Annotated in this window: 17 protein-coding genes; 14 read left to right on the top strand and 3 right to left on the bottom strand. The window is 40.5% G+C overall.

The window, feature by feature from the left end; all coding sequences use genetic code 11:
* Nucleotides 1-166 precede the first annotated feature (166 nt).
* Genes V7K67_RS10370 through V7K67_RS10360 form a run of 3 tightly spaced genes read right to left on the bottom strand, consistent with a single transcriptional unit; the run spans nucleotide 167 to nucleotide 2,153 of the window.
* A complete protein-coding gene (locus V7K67_RS10370) occupies nucleotides 167-325 on the bottom strand; it encodes a type II toxin-antitoxin system VapB family antitoxin (RefSeq protein WP_334733548.1) in 159 nt (52 codons plus the stop codon).
* Between the two features lie 32 nt (nucleotides 326-357).
* Nucleotides 358-720, bottom strand: coding sequence for a response regulator transcription factor (locus V7K67_RS10365; RefSeq protein WP_334733547.1), 363 nt, complete (start codon nucleotides 718-720; stop codon nucleotides 358-360).
* 47 nt (nucleotides 721-767) lie between these two features.
* Nucleotides 768-2,153: a response regulator gene (locus tag V7K67_RS10360; RefSeq protein WP_334733546.1), complete on the bottom strand. Its 1,386-nt coding sequence runs from the start codon at nucleotides 2,151-2,153 to the stop codon at nucleotides 768-770.
* Between the two features lie 757 nt (nucleotides 2,154-2,910).
* Here V7K67_RS10360 and V7K67_RS10355 point away from each other — a divergent pair.
* From V7K67_RS10355 to V7K67_RS10290, 14 genes are all read left to right on the top strand, one after another.
* Nucleotides 2,911-3,585, top strand: a complete 675-nt coding sequence (locus V7K67_RS10355; protein WP_334711139.1) for a vWA domain-containing protein — start codon at nucleotides 2,911-2,913, stop codon at nucleotides 3,583-3,585.
* Between the two features lie 50 nt (nucleotides 3,586-3,635).
* Nucleotides 3,636-4,418 (top strand): PP2C family serine/threonine-protein phosphatase, encoded by a 783-nt coding sequence (locus tag V7K67_RS10350; protein ID WP_334711140.1) that lies wholly within the window; start codon nucleotides 3,636-3,638, stop codon nucleotides 4,416-4,418.
* A gap of 56 nt (nucleotides 4,419-4,474) precedes the next feature.
* The gene (locus V7K67_RS10345) at nucleotides 4,475-6,643 is read left to right on the top strand and encodes a tetratricopeptide repeat protein (RefSeq protein WP_334733545.1); all 2,169 of its coding nucleotides are present in this window, start codon (nucleotides 4,475-4,477) and stop codon (nucleotides 6,641-6,643) included.
* Nucleotides 6,644-7,458: 815 nt separating this feature from the next.
* Nucleotides 7,459-8,244 (top strand): glucose-1-phosphate cytidylyltransferase, encoded by a 786-nt coding sequence (gene rfbF, locus V7K67_RS10340; RefSeq protein ID WP_334733544.1) that lies wholly within the window; start codon nucleotides 7,459-7,461, stop codon nucleotides 8,242-8,244.
* 99 nt (nucleotides 8,245-8,343) lie between these two features.
* Nucleotides 8,344-9,558, top strand: a complete 1,215-nt coding sequence (gene lhgO / locus V7K67_RS10335; RefSeq protein WP_334733543.1) for an L-2-hydroxyglutarate oxidase — start codon at nucleotides 8,344-8,346, stop codon at nucleotides 9,556-9,558.
* A gap of 755 nt (nucleotides 9,559-10,313) precedes the next feature.
* A complete protein-coding gene (locus tag V7K67_RS10330; protein ID WP_334733542.1) occupies nucleotides 10,314-11,342 on the top strand; it encodes an NAD-dependent epimerase/dehydratase family protein in 1,029 nt (342 codons plus the stop codon).
* A 185-nt stretch (nucleotides 11,343-11,527) separates the two neighbouring features.
* The gene (locus V7K67_RS10325) at nucleotides 11,528-12,796 is read left to right on the top strand and encodes a class I SAM-dependent methyltransferase (protein ID WP_334733541.1); all 1,269 of its coding nucleotides are present in this window, start codon (nucleotides 11,528-11,530) and stop codon (nucleotides 12,794-12,796) included.
* 183 nt (nucleotides 12,797-12,979) lie between these two features.
* A complete protein-coding gene (locus tag V7K67_RS10320; protein ID WP_335166394.1) occupies nucleotides 12,980-13,987 on the top strand; it encodes a glycosyltransferase family 2 protein in 1,008 nt (335 codons plus the stop codon).
* Nucleotides 13,988-14,037: 50 nt separating this feature from the next.
* A complete protein-coding gene (locus tag V7K67_RS10315) occupies nucleotides 14,038-14,883 on the top strand; it encodes a phytanoyl-CoA dioxygenase (RefSeq protein ID WP_334733539.1) in 846 nt (281 codons plus the stop codon).
* A gap of 131 nt (nucleotides 14,884-15,014) precedes the next feature.
* Nucleotides 15,015-15,572 (top strand): dTDP-4-dehydrorhamnose 3,5-epimerase, encoded by a 558-nt coding sequence (rfbC, locus tag V7K67_RS10310; RefSeq protein ID WP_335166392.1) that lies wholly within the window; start codon nucleotides 15,015-15,017, stop codon nucleotides 15,570-15,572.
* Nucleotides 15,573-15,634: 62 nt separating this feature from the next.
* Nucleotides 15,635-16,861, top strand: a complete 1,227-nt coding sequence (locus V7K67_RS10305; protein ID WP_334733537.1) for a glycosyltransferase — start codon at nucleotides 15,635-15,637, stop codon at nucleotides 16,859-16,861.
* Between the two features lie 334 nt (nucleotides 16,862-17,195).
* Nucleotides 17,196-18,509, top strand: coding sequence for an NAD(P)H-dependent oxidoreductase (locus V7K67_RS10300; RefSeq protein WP_334733536.1), 1,314 nt, complete (start codon nucleotides 17,196-17,198; stop codon nucleotides 18,507-18,509).
* Nucleotides 18,510-18,766: 257 nt separating this feature from the next.
* The gene (locus tag V7K67_RS10295) at nucleotides 18,767-19,858 is read left to right on the top strand and encodes a glycosyltransferase (RefSeq protein ID WP_335166389.1); all 1,092 of its coding nucleotides are present in this window, start codon (nucleotides 18,767-18,769) and stop codon (nucleotides 19,856-19,858) included.
* A gap of 226 nt (nucleotides 19,859-20,084) precedes the next feature.
* Nucleotides 20,085-22,313, top strand: coding sequence for a GumC family protein (locus V7K67_RS10290; RefSeq protein WP_334707601.1), 2,229 nt, complete (start codon nucleotides 20,085-20,087; stop codon nucleotides 22,311-22,313).
* Nucleotides 22,314-22,974 lie beyond the last annotated feature (661 nt).

Raw genomic sequence — 22,974 nt, 5'->3', positions numbered from 1 at the left:
GTTGACGGTGCGGCGCTTGGCGACAACACACCCGACATTAAAATTCCTTAACATAGCTGGAAATATTAGCACCGACTTACTTAATAAAAAGACTGGCATTATGAGCAAAACCCTCTATTAACTTTCATCCACTCTGACGCTGTTGCTTATAGTCATAATCATCATGCTATTCAATCGTGCCAAATAGCTCCAGAATTTTCAGTTGCTTTCGACGTTGCACATACTCTCTTAATGCCTCTTCAACAACAGCATCCTTAGTTGGATGACCACCAAGTTCGAGAGCTTCCTTGATTAAGTTTTCGTCAATTTCTAGATTAGTAGCCATGTATAGATTCTTGTAATTACGAATTACCTCTCTCACTCTACAAGAGATTTGACCGCATTTAATAATTGCTGTTTCGTAAAAGGCTTAGTTAAATAAACGTTTGCACCTTGTCGCATTCCCCAAATCCGGTCAATCGGCTGATTTTTAGAACTACAAATAATAATTGGCACTTTTTGAGTTGCTGGATTTTTTTTCAGTTGACGGCAGAATTCAAAACCGCTAATTTCTGGCATTACCACATCAGTAATAATTGCATCTGGCTGGTGATTTATTGCCTTATCCATCCCATCTTTAGCATCATAAGCTTTAATTACCGTGTGTCCGCTGTCTCTTAAAAAACTATTGATTAACTCCAACTGAGAAGGAGCATCTTCGACAACTAAAACTGTAGCCATATTAATTTATACTCACTAGCTTAAAGTCGTTATATTTTACCGTTAATTTAAGCCAAATGCATGAAAACTATTTTTAGTAATTCGGCGCGGGTAAACGGTTTCGTCAGATATCCAGATGCCCCGACTAATTTCGCTTTCACTTTGTCTACAATTCCTTTATTACCAGTGACAAAGATGATAGGAGTTTTCTGAAATATTGAATTATTTCGTATAATCCGACACAACTCATAACCATCGATTCCTAGCATGTTTAAATCCAGCAAAATTAAGTCTGGTTTATGCCTTATAATTGACAAAACTGCTTTGACTGGGTCGTTGATAGTCACTACAGAAAAATTTTCGTTTTCTAAGAAATAGCTAATTTCTTTAAGAATTGTCGGGCTATCATCTACAGAAACGATTTTATGGACTTTTTTTGCTGTGACAGTAGCAGCCGTTACTCTTTGGGAAGTAGGATTTATGTTATTTGATATTGTTGGTTCCTGAAAGTTTTCTTTTGGAGGAGTAGAAATCTGTGGTAATCGCTGAACAGGAACTATTTTCTCTTCAGGAATATTTGGATAAGAATTGACAGTGGTACTTACTTCTTGTTTGGTGTCAACTAACCCTGAAATCAATTTTGAGAAAAGCGATTGCTCCTCAAAAATCTTTGGTAATCTATCATAAGGTGGATCGGGTTCATGTAAGATAATCGCACCCTGAAGGATGTAAGGGTATAAATTGCGAGCCAGTTGGATCTCATCTTGATTCAAAATTGCAGCCAGATGACACAGGCTAAAACCCTTCATCCAAGTAGTTAAATCGGGCTGAAGTTTTGGTAAATCTTGGTTCCCAAGTTTACTGTTAATCAACAGATATGGACGTTGATATGGAGAAGAAATTTGGGGAACAAAAGCTTGCCAATTCTGTAATCTTAGTTGGCAACGATCTAGAATTTTTTCTACATCTAGCCTGCAAATTTTTGTCATTCTACTAAGTGGTTCTGCTAATTCATAACTACCTTCTTTGATTAGCAAAAATGATTCAATCACTTCTTTAACTAATTCTTGAACCAGCACTGCTGCTTGCGTAGAATGTAGATGTTGTTGACTAACAAGCCAAGATATAGCCTGATACTCAGGAGGATAGTTTCTCGATATGTTGTCATCTTCGATTAACTGACTGTGTACATCAGGTTCAAACATCAGCCTTACTTGAATACGAACTTCACTGCTAAGGAGTGGAATTTGGTGACTGAGGCGACGTAAATGGCGTTCTAGTCTATCAAAGGGTTCTACTGAATGGGTGGCGTAGGTTATTTTGCCCTGCTCTAAGTAAATTGACCAAGAAACTGAGTTACTCAATGCTTGTAAGCAAGTACTGTCGGAGCAATTGGATAACTGTCTTAACAAACTGAGAGGACGTAGTTGGGTGAATGCGCCTGAGTTATTCATATTTTTCAAGTTTTTTGCGGAATCAAGAATCGAACATTTGTAGATTAAAAATATCAGTTTATGAAGTATTTTCTTCTTTGTAATATTTCTCTACGCACAAATTATTTCTTTGAAAATATGTATATATATTAAAAACTATAAGTTTTATAACCGATTTGTTACATTTGGCACGTCCTACTTAATTTATCTCAAAAAACAATTAGTGGGTATGAATAAAAGTAAATAATTATTATGGCTAGACTAACAGTCGATGTTAGTTGCTTCTAACCTTTACTGACTACTGACGAGTCTTGGGTGAAGACCTTAAATAATGACGTTTATTTATGCCTACTCAGAAAAGCAAGCAAATTTGATTCCAAGTTAGCGCAGTTACACTGGTATACTTCTAGAGTTAACGATCTGAATTATGGTTAATTACTTTTCTCTTAAGGAACAGTTCTCCTACATAAAATCTTTAAAAAGTTATCTAGGAAAGTTTACGTATTTATTGTACTGTAGGTTTAATGGATATAAATTTTTGGTAGATACATTACAACAGGTAATGCTAGATTTTGATAAACTATTTTTTGCTAAACTAAAATGTACTCAAGTTCTTCTTAAATATATAGAGAACTTCATGAAAATAATTTGTTTAATAAAGATTAGAGCATCTACCACTAGATACTATATTCTATAGTCGCTGAAGCGACTGGCTGAAATTACATACTCTCGATCAAAGGGAAATAAAGCTTTGAACTTTAACATAACACAAAAAGTTATGCATGATACATTAAGACTTGATGAAGTAGTAGAATTTGCTGAGAACCCAGAGCCACGTTGTCCTTGTGTACTTCTATTAGACACATCTGGGTCGATGCAAGGAGATCCGATTGAGGCTTTAAATCAAGGTTTACTCAGCTTAAAGGATGAATTAGTCAAAAATTCCTTAGCCGCAAGACGAGTGGAAGTGGCGATCGTCACTTTTGATAGTAATATCAATGTAGTACAAGACTTTGTGACTGCCGATCAATTTAATCCCCCTATTTTGACAGCACAGGGCTTGACTACAATGGGTGCGGGAATTCATAAAGCTTTGGACATCATTCAAGAGCGGAAATCTCAGTATCGTGCCAATGGCATTGCTTACTATCGTCCTTGGGTGTTTATGATTACCGATGGAGAACCGCAAGGCGAGTTAGAACATACTGTAGAGCAGGCATCCCAGCGCCTACAGGGAGATGAAGCGAATAAGCGGGTAGCATTTTTTACGGTAGGTGTGGAAAATGCGAATATGACCCGTTTAAATCAAATAGCTGTACGTACTCCCCTGAAGCTCAAAGGGCTGAACTTTATCGAGATGTTTGTCTGGTTGTCAACTAGTATGTCAGCTGTTTCTCATTCCCAGGTGGACGAACAGGTAGCACTACCGCCGATTGGTTGGGGGACTGTTTAATTAAAATTGCAGCTTGGTGTTTACACAGCCAGCTGCTGGAAAAAAAATCTATGAACATATCAAAACAGATTACTCAATGGCGGATTGTGGCTGCGTCTGTATGTGGTACAAGTCACTTAAAAAACAATCAATTATGTCAGGATGCTCATCATTGGCAGATATTGTCAGATAACGTTTTAGTGGCGGCGGCAGCAGATGGCGCGGGTTCTGCTAGCCTGGGAAAAGTGGGAGCAATGATTGCTGTGGAGACAGCAATAGAAAACATTTCAACCATTGGGCTGAACCGAAAAAGTTTGAGTGATGATGTCTACGTGCGATCGCTTTTAAATGATGCCATACTAGCTGCTAAAAAAGCTGTAGAAGTTGAGGCAGCTAATTCAGACAAACAGCCTCAAGATTTAGCAACTACCTTAATTATGACGGTTGCCACACCAGAAGTTGTCGCTGTGGCCCAGATAGGTGATGGTTTGGCAGTGGCAAAAGATCGTCTGGGCAATCTGTTGGCACTGACCATGCCTGATAGCGGTGAATATATCAACGAAACTACTTTTTTAACTTCGCCCAACGCCTTAGACAGAGCGCAGATGAGATTATGGCGCACAGACATAGTAAATGTTGGTATCATTACCGACGGACTACAAATGTTAGCTTTGAATATGGTTGTTGGCGAACCTCACAAACCATTCTTTTTTCCACTGTTTGAATTTGTCGCCAATACCGAAGATAAGACATTAGCTAAGGAGCAATTGGTAAAATTTTTACGCTCAGAGCGGATTACCCAACGCACTGACGATGATTTGACACTCATTATAGCCGCATTCAACGACTTATAAGCAATAAATTTACAGGTTTCTCATCTTAAATAACTCCCGTTAGCGGTAATTTCATTATGCAGGTACTACGTTGTTCCCCTAGAAAAGAAATCCTCAGCCTCAATGTCAGTTTGGGGCGTGGCGGTGAAGCTTGTGTTTACACAGTGCCATCCGATAACAACTTGGTGGCGAAGATTTACCACAAGCCAACCACTGCCCATGCTGATAAACTCCAGGCGATGCTAGCCAACCCACCAGAAAACCCAACGGCTAGTTTGGGGCATATCTCTATCGCTTGGCCAGAGGATTTATTACGGGCGGCAGATGGCAAAAATAGCATCCTGGGGTTTTTGATGCCACGCATTCAAGGGATGCGTCCAATCATCGACTTTTACAACCCCAGAACCCGTCGCCAACACTGCCCCCTATTCAACTATCAGTACCTGCTCCGCACGGCGCGTAACCTAGCGGCGGCTTTTGCAGCTTTGCACGCTAGTGGATATTGTATTGGTGATGTGAACGAGTCCAATATTCTCGTCAGTGACACCGCACTGGTGACTTTAATAGACACAGACTCTTTCCAAGTACCAGACCCAAACAACAATGTTGTTTATCGCTGTCCAGTAGGTAAACCAGAGTTTACTCCACCAGAACTACAGAATAAAACTTTTGCCCAACACGATCGCGAAATCTCTCACGATTTATTTGGGTTATCGGTGCTAGTCTTTCAACTCTTAATGGAAGGCACTCACCCATTTTCGGGGATATTTCAAGGTTCGATTGAGCCACCACCCTACGAAGCACGCATTGCATCGGGTCATTTCACTTACAGCGAAAAGCGTTACGTACCCTACTTACCGACACCCATTGCACCCCCTTGGGAAATTCTCCATCCCGGCTTACAAGAACTATTTATCCGTTGTTTTGAAGAGGGTCACAACAACCCACAACTGCGCCCCAGTGCCCAAACTTGGCTCTCAGCAATCGCTGAAGCCGAAGATTCCCTGATTACCTGCACGACAAATCCCCAGCATCGCTACAACAACCACATGCGTAGCTGTCCGTGGTGTGAACGTACCGTGCGATTAGGTGGACGCGACCCCTTTCCATCACATCGGGCTATAGAAGCTAGAGAACATTTACAACCGCGAATCAAACCGAGAAAGCACTACACCCAGACACCGCGTTTTCCGCAGCGTGGTCTGTCACCGCAGCTAAGTAATTACTGGCAGCCAATAATTACCCCCAGCGGTTCATCTTATAAACCTTCCAAGAAGTCAAAATTGTATCCGGTTGTTTTTTGCTTGCTGGGTTTTGGTCTATTGGGATATGCGGACTTAATGATTAAATTTACTCAGCCGTTGGTATCCCAAAATGCCTACACCCAACAAACAATCAAGTCTCTCAAGCCAAATAACAAACTTAGCTTCGCTGATTCCTATCAGCAAGGTTATATTGCTTACAAAGAGCGAGACTATGACAAAGCAATTGTCAGCTTTACCGAAGCGATTGAACAAGAACCTACACAGGCCAGAGCAATTGTAAATCGTGGTAATGCTCGCTATAACCTGAAAGACTATGAAGGAGCAGTTGCAGATTATAGCCAAGCTCTCCAAATCAATCCCAATCAAATCAAAGCTCTGGTAAATCGGGGTAATGCCCGCTATATGCTTGCCGAATATAGCAACGATCCCGATCAAGAGTATAAACTAGCGATCGCTGACTATAATCAGGCCATCGGTCTGGATAAGAATGAAATTGAAGCTTATATCAGACGGGGAATTGTCCGCGCCCAAATGGCTAAATACAGCGGTGAATCCCCACAGGTTTACAAAAAAGCGATCGCAGATTTTACTTACGCCATAAAACTTAATATATCCAAAGCCGAAGCTTACTTTCAGCGTGGTGCTGTCTATTATCAAATTGCTCAATATAGCAGCAATTATGAGCAAGAATATCATCAAGCGATCGCTGACTTTAACCAAGCATTAATCCTCAGCCCCAAACTAGCAAAAGCATATCTCAAACGAGGTATGGTTCGCTACGAACTGGCACAATATGGCGGTAGTGAATCTAGCAAAAACCAGGCAAAAGCTGTCGAAGATATACAGGCATCTACCAAAATCTTTCTTGAGCAAAATGACATGGATAATTATCAGCAAGCACTCAGTAACTTATGCGTAGTCGTAGAAAATAAATGTGATCCTTTATTCCAAGGAGCAAATAATGGGGAAAAAACTAACTAGAAACAAGTAGTTTTTGTTACTTGCATATTTTTGGTTTTGATTGAAAAAATCAAGCCTGACTAGGGTTAGCGTCAGCTAATACCGTTTCTTTGTGAAGCTGCATATAATTCACCCCCCAGCCAATACTGCTCGGATAAGCAGGGGAGGCTGGCGTTGCAGGGGAAGCAAAACTCAACGCCAGCCTCCATTTCTCCCCCGGCTATTGAACAGCTTGCCTCAACCAAGAAATTCCAAAACCTACGCAGTATTCACCCCCCAGCTATCGCCGTCCACCCGATACCTTGGGGGGGGTATTATTATGTGTATCTTCATACAGAATTGGTATAATCCTAGTACAAGAAGGCAAAAGTAAAAAGAAATAATGCTTATTTTGTAAGCTTTCTGGCTATTTTAAATGGGTGTTTTATTTACGCCGTGTTGTACTAGTTATTTCATGGTGATATTTTTATTTTATTTAGTAATTGATTTCTGTACTTATAGATATTCATACAGCTTTTATATAGAAAAGATTTTAATTTATATTTCCTTTATAATTTTGCCGGAAATTACAGTTAGATTATTGACGGAGAAAAAGAAATCAGAAATCAATTTTCCTCCATCTAAGTGCATCCTCTTCATGTCGATAAAGTTAACCAATTTTAGATTTTAGGTTTGCGGTTTGGGATTAGTCATTGAACGTCACGAGCGTCAGAGTAGATTTATTCCGCCCCCTTTCAGAGCGGGGTATGTACCAAAAAACTCTTTTAACCAAAATCCAAAATCCAAAATTGGCACGGTCAAATAATTATATCCCTACAAATCTCCGAGGTAATTGCATGAAAGCGGTGATTTTAGCTGGAGGTCTTGGTACACGCCTCAGTGAAGAAACTAGTATCAGACCTAAGCCGATGGTTGAAATTGGTGGTAAGCCAATTCTTTGGCACATCATGAAAACTTACTCAGCCCACGGCATTAATGACTTCATCATTTGTTGTGGTTACAAAGGTTACATAATTAAAGAGTATTTTGCTAACTACTTCTTACACATGTCAGATGTTACTTTTGACATGCGATTTAACCAGATGAACGTGCATTCTGGTTATGCTGAACCCTGGCGCGTCACCTTAGTAAATACGGGTGATAATACAATGACAGGCGGACGCTTAAAGCGAATCAGCGAACATCTTGGTAATGAGACTTTTTGCTTTACTTATGGTGATGGTGTAAGTAATATTAATATCACAGAGCTAGTTAACTTTCACAAACAGCAAAAGAGCTTAGGAACACTCACAGCCGTTCAACCAGCCGGACGTTTTGGCGCTATTTCTTTAGGATATGAGCAAACCAAAATCACCAGCTTTCGGGAAAAACCTGAAGGTGATGGAGCTTGGATTAATGGCGGTTATTTTGTGTTAGAACCAGAAGTAATCAACTTAATTGCTGATGACTCTACAGTGTGGGAGCAAGAACCATTAGAAAAGCTAGCTGATATGGAACAGCTATCCGCTTTCAGACATGATGGATTTTGGCAACCAATGGACACCTTACGTGATAAAAACTATCTCGAAGGGCTGTGGAAGAACAATCAGGCTCCTTGGAAGGTATGGGAAGAGAAGAGTTAGGAGTTAGGAGTTAGGAGCCAGGAGTTAAATAACAAATGACAAATGACAAATGACAAATAACTTTATAGATTTACTGTAATTTGAAGTGCGATAATACTAATGTATGATTTTGCGATTATCGGTGGGGGAATAGTTGGACTTTCCACAGCGTTGGCTTTAGGAAAACGCTATGCCAATGCTCGTATTTTAGTACTAGAAAAAGAGAGCCAATGGGCATTTCACCAAACTGGCAATAATAGCGGGGTAATTCATTCTGGTATTTACTATAAACCAGGAAGTTTCAAAGCTAAATTTTGTCGTGATGGTTCTCGCTCAATGGTAGAATTTTGCCAAGAGCATGGAATTGACCATGAAGTTTGTGGGAAAGTGATTGTCGCAACTGAAGAACAAGAGCTACCACGCTTAGAAAATCTCTACAAACGCGGCTTAGATAATGGCATAGAAGTCCAGAGAATCAGCCCCGAAGAAGTCAAGGAAATTGAACCTCACGTAAGATGTGTAGGTGGAATTCGGGTATTCTCAACTGGCATTGTTAATTACAAGCAAGTTTGTTTGAAATATGCCCAGTTAATTCAACAGCAGGGTGGAGATTTACACCTCAATACAAAAGTCCTGAAAATCTCTGCAAGTGGTAAAAATCAGCTATTGCAAACAAACAAGGGTAACTTTGAAACCCGCTTTGTAATTAATTGTACTGGATTGCATAGCGATCGCACCGCTAAACTAGGTCAAGTTGAACCCCAAGCCAAAATTGTCCCATTTCGGGGAGAATATTACGAACTCACCCCAGAAAAACGCTATCTGGTTAAGACACTAATTTACCCAGTACCCAATCCAGATTTCCCCTTCTTAGGTGTCCACTTTACCCGAATGATTGATGGTAGCGTCCATGCGGGGCCAAACGCAGTTCTATCGCTCAAACGCGAAGGTTACAAAAAAACCGATTTTGACTTACGGGATTTTCTGGAAGTTATCACCTATCCCGGTTTTTGGAAATTAGCAGCCAAACACGCCCCTGAAGGCATCCAAGAAATCATTCGTTCCTTTAGCAAAGCAGCCTTCACCAGAAGTTTGCAAAAACTAATTCCCGAAGTCCAAGCACAAGACTTAGTTCCCACCCATGCAGGTGTTCGCGCTCAAGCCTTAATGAACGATGGCAAGCTTGTAGATGACTTTTTGATTGTTTCTGGTCAAAACTCCATTCATGTTTGCAATGCTCCTTCTCCGGCTGCCACATCTTCTCTAGAAATTGGTAAAGCGCTTGTGGCAGAAATTCCGCAACTTTCCCATCTAAATAGTGTGGTAACTGCATAGATAACATAGTTATTATTTCCGGGACTGTTGAATTAAGGGATGAATCTTGTATAGTGAGCATCTTTTCTTTACCTGCCTGGAAATACAAGAGACTGGTAAGATACCCATCCCACAAGATAAAAAGTGTAGTGCATCAATTAAGAACCGCTATACCCGGATTTCTCACCACATCTCTCAAAACCTTGTGCTCTTGAGCAGGGGAGCAGAGGAGCAGGGGAGAGATTTGTACAACAAGTTCTTTCCCCTCTGCCCCTCTGCCCCTCTGCCCCTCTGCATTTCAAGCTTGTGAGAAATGCGGGTATAGAGTGCTACTACCTAATGGGTAAGCCTGCAAAGTACATAATGACTCTTGGTACAGCTTTGCATAAGTTCGTAACTTTTTTAAACGCAGAGGAACACAGAGGTAAACGCATAGGCGCAACTCTTGGAGACGCTACGCGTAGCAAGATCCCCGTAGGGGTACGCCTTCCCGCAGGGTAGGTACGCAGAGTTTTGCCAAAGTTAATTCGCTATGAATTAATGAAATGTTGTACTTAGATATAGCGGTTCTGGGTTGAGTCCAATGACCTAAACCCATCCCTACAAGGAAAGGGGAGTAAGATTCAAAGCCTCTCTCCGAAGAGAAGCAAGTGTATTGCATACAAACTAAAAACACTATAGTGGTTCCCTTTTAAATGCAACACGCTGTAGGGTTACACATCTATGCGCCCCTCTAAACGAAGAATTTCACTCATCAATACAAAGGCATTAACACAATGAAAATATTAGTAACTGGAACAGAAGGCTATCTAGGTTCGTTATTACCCCCTCTGTTAATTGAACGAGGACATGAAGTTATTGGTCTAGATACCGGCTTCTATAAAGTTGGTTGGCTATACAACGCTAGTGGCGTGACACCCAAAACCCTCAACAAAGATATCCGCAACATCACCCCTGATGATTTGGAAGGTATTGAAGCAATAGTCCACATGGCGGAACTCTCCAACGACCCAGCCGGACAATTGGCACCAAATATTACCTACGAAATTAATCATGTAGGTTCAGTTCGTCTGGCTAGTCTGGCTAAGGCTATGGGTGTGCGTCGCTTCGTATATATGTCTTCATGCAGTGTCTACGGTGTTGCTACCGCCGGTGATGTCACAGAAGAATCCTCAGTTAATCCTCAAACAGCCTACGCAGAATGCAAAACTCTCGTAGAAAGAGATGTCAGACCACTCGCTGACGATGACTTCTCTCCCACCTTTATGCGGAATGCTACAGCCTTTGGTGCTTCTCCCAGAATGCGTTTTGATATTGTTTTAAACAACTTAGCAGGGTTGGCATGGACTAGCAAAGAAATCAAAATGATTAGTGATGGCACACCTTGGCGGCCATTAGTCCACGCATTGGATATTTGCAAAGCAATAGTCTGCACCTTAGAAGCACCACGCGACATTGTACATAACCAAATCTTCAACGTGGGAGATACAGCAAATAACTATCGCGTTAAAGAAATCGCAGAAATTATTGCTGATATTTTCCCCGATTGTAAATTGTCCTTTGGTGACAACGGCGCAGATAACCGCAGCTATCGCGTATCCTTCGAGAAAATCAACACAATCCTACCTGGATTTAAGTGTGATTGGAATGCTCGACTTGGTGCCCAGCAACTATTTGATTTATTTAGTCAAATACACATGGCTGAAGATACTTTCTTGTTTAGAGGATTTACTCGCTTAAAACAGCTAGAGTATCTGATTCGGACAGAGCAAATTGACAAAGATTTCTTCTGGAATAAAAAGTAGCTAGAGTTAGCTATTAGTGTGTAAATAAAAATTTAACCGTAGTAACTAGTCGTAATTTATGTTTTAGAAATCAGGTATAAACTACGAAACTATGAGAGTAAATCATACACACTAATAGCAGCACGAAAAAGGTTTTCAGACCTATCTCATCCATCAAATTATTTGCAATCAGTGAGTTGAAGTTTATGGCGATCGCAAAATGTCGTTTTAGTGGTCAACCTCTACATCAAACCTTTATTGATCTAGGAATGTCACCTTTAGCCAATGCTTATCTTAGAGCAGAACAGCTAAATAATGCCGAAAAGTTTTATCCTCTCCATGCTTATGTTTCTGAAGACACTCTCTTAGTTCAATTAGAACAGTTTGAAACTCCAAATCACATTTTTAGTGACTATGCCTATTTTTCTTCTTACTCGGTAAGTTGGCTAAAACATGCTAAAGCCTACACCGATATGATGGTAGAAAAGTTCAACTTTAATCATCATAATCAAATTATTGAAATTGCTAGTAACGACGGCTACTTACTGCAATATTTTTTAGAGAAGGGAATCCCCGTTTTAGGCATAGAACCAGCGGCAAATATTGCCAAGGTTGCTGAAGACAGAGGCATTCCTAGTATCAACAAGTTTTTTGGAGTCGAAACAGCCAAAGAACTCGTGATACAAGGAAAACTAGCCGACCTTTTGATCGGTAATAATGTTTTAGCTCATGTACCGGATCTAAACGATTTCATCGCTGGGATGAAACTCATCCTCAAACCCAATGGCATTTTGACGATGGAGTTTCCTCACATCTTACGACTCATTCAAGAAAATCAGTTTGATACGATTTATCATGAGCATTTTTCTTACTTCTCATTCCTGACTATCGAGAAAATTTTTGCAGCACACAACTTGCAACTTTTTGACGTAGAAGAATTATCAACTCATGGCGGTTCACTCAGAATTTATGCCAAACATGACTACGCCGATCATCTCAGTATTAGTGACCGAGTTAGACATTTGAAAGCCAAAGAAATTGCTGCTGGACTGCATCGTATAGAGACTTACATTACATTTGGAGCAAAAGTCAAAGAAACAAAGCACAAGCTATTAAAATTCCTCTTGAGGGCTAAAGCAGAAGGTAAATCAATCGTTGGTTATGGCGCACCAGCTAAAGGCAATACATTGCTTAATTACTGTGGAATTGGAAAAGATTTTATTGATTACACAGTAGATTCCAATCCTTATAAACAGGGATTATTTTTACCTGGAACTCATATTCCTATCTTTGAACCAGATAGAATCCGTCAAACCAAACCAGATTATGTCCTAATTTTACCTTGGAATATCAAGGAGGAAATTATGGAGCAAATGGCATTCATTGGTGAATGGGGTGGACAGTTTGTAGTACCAATTCCTGAAGTAAAAATTTATCCCTGTCCTATTCCGGATAGGCTTTTAATAGCGTCGTAATTACTAAAGAGAAGCAAAAACGCCTCTTTTTACTAAAAATTTAACTTTTCTGAGTAATTAAAAGGCGCATATCTTATAAAATTTATGTCGTCAAACCGCAAAAGAATAAATTTGAAGGCAGCTTTTTAATTACCGAAACTGCTGTTAATACTAGTTCTTATTAACTACAGAGTTGAGCTTAATATGAATAAATTACTGACCATTGCTATACCCACTTATAATCGTGCTGAGTTACTTGATAAACAGTTAGCATGGCTAGCTCAAGCTATCAAAGGTTTTGAAGATGATTGTGAAATTTTAGTTTCTGATAATTGTTCCACAGACAATACTCAAAAGGTGATTCATAAATGGCAAGCAACACTTAGCAATATCACATTTAAATCAAATAAAAATCCTCAGAATTTAGGCGTTGTCAAAAATATCATGTATTGCCTAAATTCTACAATAACAAAATATGTTTGGACAATTGGTGATGATGACCCGATTCAAGATAGAGCCATTGCTTATGTGATTAGCAAACTCAAGGAACATGAAGATTTATCGTTGTTGTTTCTCAACTTTTCCGGTCGTAACCAAATTACTGGTGAACCAGTTCATCCACCCACAATTGTTGGTAATCGCTGGTTTGATATTGATAGTGAAGAAGGTGATGGTGATGGTAAAGCTATATTTGAGCATTGTTTCTCAAAAAGTGTCGGTGCAGTGATTTTTCTGACTGCGACAATTTACCGCACTGATTTAGTGAAACGCGCTCTCCAAAATTGGCAAGATGCTGAGAATAACTGGATATCTTTAGCATATTTAGCCGGATATTGTGCTGCTAATGGTCGTGTAATTGTCACGAAAGAGACTTATTTAGAATGTGTTGTTGGTGTGAGTTATTGGCAGAAAGAACCAAAGTCTGCACTGTTAATGCAATACAAACACATACCCGAAGTGATTTTGAAATTGGAGGAGAGTGGATATTCTAAGCAGTTTTGCAGGCGGATGCTTTTGCAAAACGGTAAAGAAGTCAACTTGAAAGTTTTCTTGGGTGCTTTAAGAAGATGGCCGATGTCCGCCATCAAGACAGTAGTTCCATTTTTGGCTTTAGTCAGCTTGTGTGCTTTTGATGTGATGGTTTCTAAAGAGTTCAGGTTAGCAGAATCAGGTGAAATATCTACTCAAGAAGTGCAGAGCTATAAGCAATAAACTACTAAATTGCTGATAACCATACATCGAAACTAGAAGGAGTTTACGACATGTTTAGTGTAATTAAACGCAAAATATCTACACTATCTTCTGACTTAGAATATTATGTAGCTCGTTGGAAGCATAGCAGAAATCTGCCAGCATTAGAAGGACGCGATCGCAAGATCCTTAATGCTCTCAAAAAAGATGGCGTTTATATCACAACCCTGGCAGATTTAGAGTTGAACTCTAGCTCAGAACTGCTCAAAGCTTCTTACCATCAATTGTCTCAGATGGACAATGCCAAGAATGACCATCTAGACGAAAAATGGCCACAAATTTCCACAGTTACAGGCTTACCAGAATTTTATGCCTGGGGAATGGAGAAAAGACTTCTCAATATCATCGAAAATTATATTGGTCTTCCCATTGCTTTCCACGGTGTACATTTACGCAAAGATTTCAATAATAAACATCAATTTGGGACGCTGCTATGGCATAGCGATGCAGAAGACCGTCGGATTATCAAAATCTTTATTTACTTGAATGATGTAGAAGAAAAAACTGGGCCTTTTGAATACATTCCTCGCTCTTTAACTCCCTTATTTAGTTGGAATTATATTCAGCTTTTCTACAAACTTTGGAAGTCCGGCTATATGGGCATCGATGATGAAGAAGTAAAACCAGTCATCCCCAAATCAGCTTGGAAATCCTGCCCAGGCCCAGCAGGCACAGTCATTATTGTAGATACGAAGAATGCTTTGCATCACGGCACAGTCCGCACAGAAGACCGGTCAGCGCTATTCTTTTGTTACACCGCCAACCCTCCCGAAAGACCAGACCTCTGCACCCAATACTGGGATGATACTTATCCCAGAGCAGAGTTACATTCTGCATCTGATGCAATGTCTGTTTAGGGACTAAGTATTTACTGTGGGGTGAGCATATTGCCCGCACTTGGTTACTGGGCGGGCGAGACGCCTATTTCTTGGAAATCCTTTAATCTGCGGACATTCTAAGACTCAACATTCATCTCAAAGGAATCATCATGATTTTCACCGAAACCGCACTCAAAGACGCATTCATTATTGACTTAGAAGAAAAGCCAGACCATCGTGGTTTTTTCGCTCGGTCTTTCTGCGCTCAAGAATTTGAAGCATACGGATTAAAGCCAACAGTTGCTCAATGTAACCTGTCTTTTAACTACAAAAAAGGCACTATTCGGGGAATGCACTATCAAATTCTGCCAGCAGCAGAAACGAAATTAATTCGTTGTACTAAAGGCGCTATCTATGACGTAATTATTGATATGCGTCCTGAATCTCCTAGCTTTTTATCACACATTGGTGTAGAGCTAACCCCAGAAAATCGCCGCGCTTTGTATGTTCCAGAAATGTTTGCTCATGGCTACCAAGCACTTACAGATGAAACTGAAGTCGTATATCAAGTGGGTGAATTTTACACCCCAGGGTATGAAAGAGGTTTACGCTATGATGACCCATTCTTTAACATTGATTGGCCTCTAGATTTGACTGAAATCTCTGAGAAAGATTTAAATTGGCCTTTGTTGAGAATGATGACTGTTGGCGGTACAGCTTCCAGATAAATTTAAACTCTTTATCTGCACCTCTAGGTGAGATAAAAAATCATTAATTTAGGTAGAAATAAATGCCAAATAATATTCTATCTCGTGTTGGAAATATTATCTCTTTTGTCTCCAATAAAGTTCAAGCTCGGATCAATTACGCTAAGACCTTACAGGTTGTTTCCCTAAAGCCTAAACAGCCTTCTAAAGGAAATGTACTTCTTTCTTATCGGATTGAACCATTCCTCATCAAACCAGGCCAGCCTGTCCCTAATGACCAGAGTTGGAACTGGGAATGTCTACTAATCGCCCAAACTTTTTTAGACTTGGGCTATAACGTTGATGTCATCCAGTTTCATAATGATAAATTCGTTCCTCAAAAAGATTACGCGTTTTTCATTGATATCCGTCATCGTCTAGAAGCGCTTGCGCCAAAACTTAATAAAGATTGCATTAAAATTTTCCACGTTGACATTGCTAATATGATTTTTCGCAATGCAGCAGAATGCAACAGACTTTTAGAACTCCAACAACGCAGAGGAATCACTTTACGTCCACAGCGATTTGAAACGCCCAACTTGGGAATTGAATATGCCGATTACGCTACTGTATTGGGCAACAATTTCACAGTTGATACATTCAAATATGCCAACAAACCAATGTATCGTATTCCCATTTCTTCGTCACTTGTGTATCCCTCTCCTGACGAGAAAGACTTTGAAGCGGTAAGAAAGAATTTTATCTGGTTTGGTGGTAGCGCTTTAGTTCTCAAAGGATTAGACTTGGTTTTAGATGCCTTTGCCCAAATGCCAGAATACCATTTAACAGTTTGTGGCCCGGTAAGTAATGACAAAGAGTTTGAGCAAGCTTTCTATAAAGAACTATACGAAACCCCTAACATTCATACTTATGGTTGGATTGATGTTAGTAGCCCTGACTTTTTAAAGATTACAAATAATTGTTTAGGACTTGTTTATCCTTCTGTTTCTGAGGGACAGGCAGGTGCAGTAATCACCAGCTTACAAGCCGGATTAATCCCGATTTTAAGCTATGAATCTGGTGTGGATGTTCATGATTTTGGTGTGATTTTCGATAACCTTTCCCTTGAAGAAATTAAGGCGAAAGTTAGAAGTATTTCCAATTTGCCTGTTGAAGACCTAAAGTTGATGTCTCGGAAGGCATGGGAATACGCAAGAGCTAATCATACCAAAGAAAAGTTTGCTCAAGCCTACAGAAATGCTGTGGAGCAAATTATCGAAAATCACAGCCAGAAAAAACAGATATCTAGCAAACAATTGGTTAGCATTTAGCCCTGGCGATTAGAAATCGCACGCCAGTTGCTCATGGGGGAAACCCCCTTGGCGCTAGCCTCTCCCTTTGGGAGAAGACCGCACTGGCTTGGCTATACAAACCTAGACGCTTTGCGGCTTCCCGCAGGGTAGTCCGCCTGCGCGGACTAAGGAAAAATTAAGGGTTTTAAACCCACGGAGGTGGGTTTTGCCTGTGTAGCCGCGACTTCTAGTTACTTGGTTTAAGATGTCGCTAACATCAAATGTACTTAATATTTAGCTGTAACAAATTATTAAGTGCAAAATTATCGAGAATTTGTAACACAACAAACAGTTCTAAAAAGGAGTTTAGTTCATGATTATTATCGATCGCGCCTTACAAGCCCGTGCAGCAGCAGGAAATCCTATCAAAGTGGGAATGATTGGTGCTGGTTTTATGGGTCGAGGAATTGCCAACCAAATTGTCAATTCAGTGCCAGGAATGGAGTTAGTTGCGATCTCCAATCGTCAGATTGATGCAGCGAAACAAGCTTATTCGGAAGCCGGAATTGAAGATATTCAAGTTGTTGCAACTGTCAGCGAACTAGAAGATGCGATCGCTAACGGTAAGTATGCAGTCACAGAAGACGCTAAGTTACTGTGTCGGGCCGAGGGCATCGATGCATTAATCGAAGTCACAGGTGCAGTGGAATTTGGCGCTCACATCGTTATGGAAGCGATCGCCCACCGCAAGCATGTGATCATGATGAATGCCGAACTCGATGGTACCATTGGCCCCATCCTGAAAGTGTATGCCGATAAAGCAGGCGTCATTCTCAGCGCTTGTGATGGCGATCAGCCAGGGGTACAAATGAACCTTTACCGCTTTGTCAAAAGCATTGGTTTAACTCCCTTATTGTGCGGTAACATTAAAGGACTCCAAGACCCCTATCGCAATCCCACCACCCAGGAAGGATTTGCTAAACGTTGGGGTCAAAAGCCCCACATGGTAGCTAGCTTCGCTGACGGAACCAAAATTTCCTTTGAGCAAGCGATCGTTGCCAATGCCACAGGCATGAAAGTCGCCAAACGAGGAATGCTGGGATACAACTTCAACGGTTATGTCGATGAAATGGCCCATATATATGATGTTGAACAACTCAAAGAACTGGGCGGCATTGTCGATTATGTAGTTGGAGCAAAACCAGGCCCAGGCGTATATGTATTTGCCACTCACGACGATCCCAAGCAACAGCACTATCTCAACTTATACAAATTAGGCGAAGGCCCGCTTTACAGCTTCTATACTCCTTATCACCTCTGTCATTTTGAAGTTCCCTTGTCCGTAGCGCGTGCTGTTCTGTTCGGTGATGCCGTTATGTCTCCACTAGCAGGCCCACTAGTAGATGTTGTCACTACTGCCAAAATCGACCTGAAAGCAGGAGAAACCTTAGATGGCATCGGCTACTACATGACCTACGGACAATGTGAAAATTCCGATATCGTCCAACAGCAAAATCTTCTACCAATCGGTCTAGCTGAAGGGTGTCGCCTCAAACGAGATATTTCTAAAGATCAAGTCCTCACTTATGAGGATGTAGAATTACCCGAAGGCAGACTTTGCGACCAACTACGAGCCGAGCAAAACACCTATTTCGCTCCAGAAAAAGTCTTAGTAGCAGTTGGATAATATCGGTTCCAAAGATATTTGCAACAAATGAATTGGCTGTAGGGGCGTAGAGACAGGGCGAATAGAATTCGCGGCTACACTAGCATTGTCCGCCTGCGCGGACTAAGGCAAAATTTAGGGTTTGAAACTGAAACCCACCTCCGTGGGTAAAGCCTCGTGTAGACGCGGTTTCTAACCGCCGATTTAACTAAAGTTGTTGATAGTAACTTGCTAGGGGAGCGTTTAAACAACCCCGATCGAAACTTTAGGTTAAATTCATGAAAATTGCTCTCGTCCACGATTATTTAACCCAGCGAGGTGGGGCAGAGCGTGTGTTTGAACTGCTTTGTAAGCGCTATCCCGAAGCAGATATTTTCACATCTTTGTACGATCCCCAAAAAACTATTGATCTAGGCGATCGCATAGTTAATACAACCTTCTTGCAAAAGATTCCTGGTGCAGCAAAATATTTTAGATCAATGGCTCCTCTATATTTTCCTGCCTTTCGTGCCTTGGATCTGCAAGACTATGATTTAATTATTAGCAGTAGCACCAGCTTTGCCAAAGCAGTAAGAAAAAACCCTAATGCTCGCCACATTTGTTTTTGTCATAATGTCACTCGTTTTTTATGGGATACAGCAACTTATTTAAGAGAGTACGGAGACTATAGATATTTTGCTCCTTTACTCGAGCAAGTATTTCAATTAATGAGAAAGGTAGACCTGAAATATGCACAGGAACCTGACCTTTACATTGCTAACTCTAGTGTTGTTGCCCGCCGTATTGAAAATATTTATGGCAAAAAGGCAATAATGGTAAATTATCCAATTGATACTAGTAAATTTGTTTTTTCAGATATAAAAGATGAATATTATCTCGCCTCCGCTCGGATGATCAGTTATAAGCGACTTGATATAATAGTCGAAGCTTTTAATTGGTTAGGGTGGCGGTTATTAATATCTGGTGATGGGCCAGAACAAGCACGGTTAAAATCCAAAGCATTACAAAATATTGTGTTCTTGGGACACGTAAGTGATAGAACCCGCAAAGACTTGTTTTCCAAAGCCAAGTCTATTATTGTCGCAGCCTTAGAAGACTACGGATTAGTGCCAGTAGAGGCTAATGCTAGCGGCACACCAGTCATCGCTTATGGAGCAGGTGGAGTATTAGATACTCAAATTCCAGGTGAAACAGGAGTCTTTTTCAAAAGGCAAACACCCGAATCTCTCCAATTTGCATTACTAGAAGCCAACGGCATTTCTTGGGATTACGATCGCATCCGCAATCATGCTGTAGCAAACTTTTCAGAGAATGCCTTCTTTGGCAAGGTTGAGCAAATTATTAACCAGGCTTGTGGTGTACATCTTTAATAATAAAGAATTCAGGAGTCAGAATTCAGAATAGGCTAAACGTCCCGCTAGCGCTAACAGCATGAATTTTGCCAAACTAGCGAAATCATAGGTTAAATTTACTGGTTTTATCCAATATTTACTAGTCTTCAACTAGTGACCCATGTAAATTATCTACTGATTATATTCTGACTTCTGAATTCTTCTTTATCTCTTAGCGTAAATCTCGAAGACAAGGATAATAAAAGTGGTTCAAGCTAGTCTAAATCCTCAGATAACTCCAACCTCTGAAAATGAAGCAGGTTACGGACAATTATTTGCCGTACTTGTGCGGAGATTCCCTTGGTTTTTAGCAGTATTAATTAGTTCTATTGCTATTGCAAGTATGGTAACTTTAAAGACCAAACCTACTTATAAAAGTTCAATGCAACTGCTAGTAGAACCTAACTATCAAGGTAAAACAGAAGGTGCTGGGTTAGACAACCAGTTTACTGACTCTAATGTGGTCATAGATACTGCCACCCAGCTTAACTTGATGCAAAGTTCGGGACTTATCCAAAAAGCAGTTGATAAACTTCAGTCTGATTATCCAGATATAAGTTCAGGTGAAATTAAAGCTTCTTTGGTCTTAACTCAATTAAGGAGCAAAGAAGATAATGTTGCTACCAAAATCTTTCAAGTTGAATACACCGCTGGAGATCCAGAAAAGACCCAAAAAGTTCTGAGTGCAATTCGACAAGTTTATGTGGAATATAATAAACAACAACAGAATTCGCGTTTACAAAAAGGTCTGCAAATTATCAGGGAACAGTTAAGTAAAGCTAGTGAAGAAGTAAACGCGGCTGAAACAAATTTACAAAGGTTTCGGAGAAATCAGAACTTAATTGATCCAGAGTCACAGGCCAAAGCAATTGAGACAGCTTTGAACAATATTGCCCAAGAACGACAGACAACTCGTGCCCAGTATGGGGAAGCTTTGGCACGCCAAAAATCTTTAGAAGAACAACTTAACCGTTCTCCTCAAAACGCTCTAGTTGCTTCTCGTTTGAGTCAGTCTACTCGCTATCAAGGCTTACTGAACGAAATTCAAAAAAGCGAACTGGCACTAGCACAAGAACGCTTACGCTTTACAGATGAAACTCCGAGTGTGCAAAAGCTCAAAGAACAACTCCAAGGACAGAAGGAATTATTGCAACAAGAGGTAGGAAGAACTTTAGGCGGAAAGTCTGCTGGTGCATTCACTTCTGGAGATTCTCTTCTCGAACGAGGACAACTTGGCCAAATTGATCTCAGCCTTGCTGGTCAGCTAGTGGAGACGCAGACCACTATAGTTTCTTTAACTGCTCGCGATCAAACTTTGGCTCAGAAAGAAAACGAGCTGCGTTTTGAAATCAAACGTTTCCCGCCTCTGTTAGCTTATTACAATCGGATGTTACCGCAGTTGCAATTTAGTCGTGAAAGGTTGGAGCAACTTTTAAGAGCAGAACAGCAATTACGGCAAGAACTTTCCAAGGGTGGATTTAATTGGGAAGTGGTAGAAGATCCTCAAAAAGGCGGACAATTAGGCCCAAATCTCCAACAGAATTTACTGTTAGGTGCTGTGGTTGGGTTAATGTTAGGAGGCATTGCTGCCTTTATTCGAGAATCAGCTGATGATGCAGTTCATACTACTGCTGAATTAGAGAAGCAAATGGCCATGCCGTTATTGGGAACAACCCCCAAGTTACCGCCAGCCAAACCTAAAGAATCAATGATCAAGTTGCCTTTTGGCAAGCCAGAAGTTCTCGCCCCCTGGACAATTCAGGTATTGCAATCTCCACCGCGTTGGGAATCGCTGGATCTGATTTACAAAAACATTGAACTTTTAAATACTGTTACTAATTTAAAATCTTTGATGATCACTTCGGCTTTAGCCGATGAGGGTAAATCAGCTTTGGCGTTGGGTTTGGCAATGAGTGCTGCCCGTTTACACAAAAGGGTGTTGCTGATTGATGCCAATTTACGCGATCCCAGTTTGCACGAACAACTGAATCTTCCTAATGAACAGGGACTTTCAACTCTATTGGCGAGTGATACAACTCTACCCAACCAAATTAGTCTTCAATACTCAGGTTCCTCCTACATCGATATTTTGACCGCTGGCCCCAAACCTATTGACCCCGCGAATCTGTTGAGTTCCCCGCGGATGATACAATTAATGGCAGCATTTGAGGAAAACTATGATTTGGTACTCATAGATGCTCCCCCAGTTCTCGGCTTGGTGGATGCTATGCTGACTGCATCATCTTGTCGTAGCGTGGTCATGGTGGCAAGCATTGGTATTGTGACACGAAGTCAACTGACTCAAGCGACAGCGATGCTGAGTAAGTTAAATCTGATTGGGGTTGTAGCTAATGGGGTATCAAACTCTAGTAGTAATTACGTACCTAATATCAAACAACAGCAATTAGCACTACGTCAAGGTGTGGAAAAGTAGCTAGTACAAGAAGGCAAAAGTAAAAAGAAAGAATGCTTATTTTGTAAGCTTTCTGGCTATTTTGAATGGGTGGTTTATTTACGCCGTGTTGTACTAGTACAGCGCGGCGGAAATCAAGCTACCATTTAAAACAAGCAAAAGCCTTGATATACAAAACTTTTGACTTTTGACTTCCGCCTTGCGGTACTAGTACTACTAAATGATAAATCCCCAACTTCTTAGAGAAGTCGGGGATTTTGCGTTTCGCATTCATAATCAAAATTTAATTTTGTTGCAATCAGGAAAAATTAAGTTTATTTATGCTATCTTTATGGGTTATCAGAGAAATCACTGGCTCTTTAAAGAGTAAATAAAGAATTTATTTGAGCGATCGCTATTTCTACATAGTCTTATATTCTAGAGATTAAAGCACTTCCAAAAAGGTTAGAACACAACAGTAGACTAGTTTTGTGCAGTATATCGACACAATGAACACCTCAGCCTAATTGAACATAGATATAAATTTATGGGTAATTTCCCTCTACACTTTACTACTGTCAGTAGTTCCCGGAAAATCATAATTTACCCATGAATGTTAATAGTAGCGGTGACTGCTACATATCTAATTAGTATCTGTCTAATTTGTACATCTCTACACCAGCAGAATTCTGCACGATATGTG

This window comes from Nostoc sp. (assembly GCF_036917155.1).
In the GTDB taxonomy this organism is placed as follows: Bacteria; Cyanobacteriota; Cyanobacteriia; order Cyanobacteriales; family Nostocaceae; genus Nostoc.
This window is presented reverse-complemented; position numbering and strand designations above follow the sequence as displayed.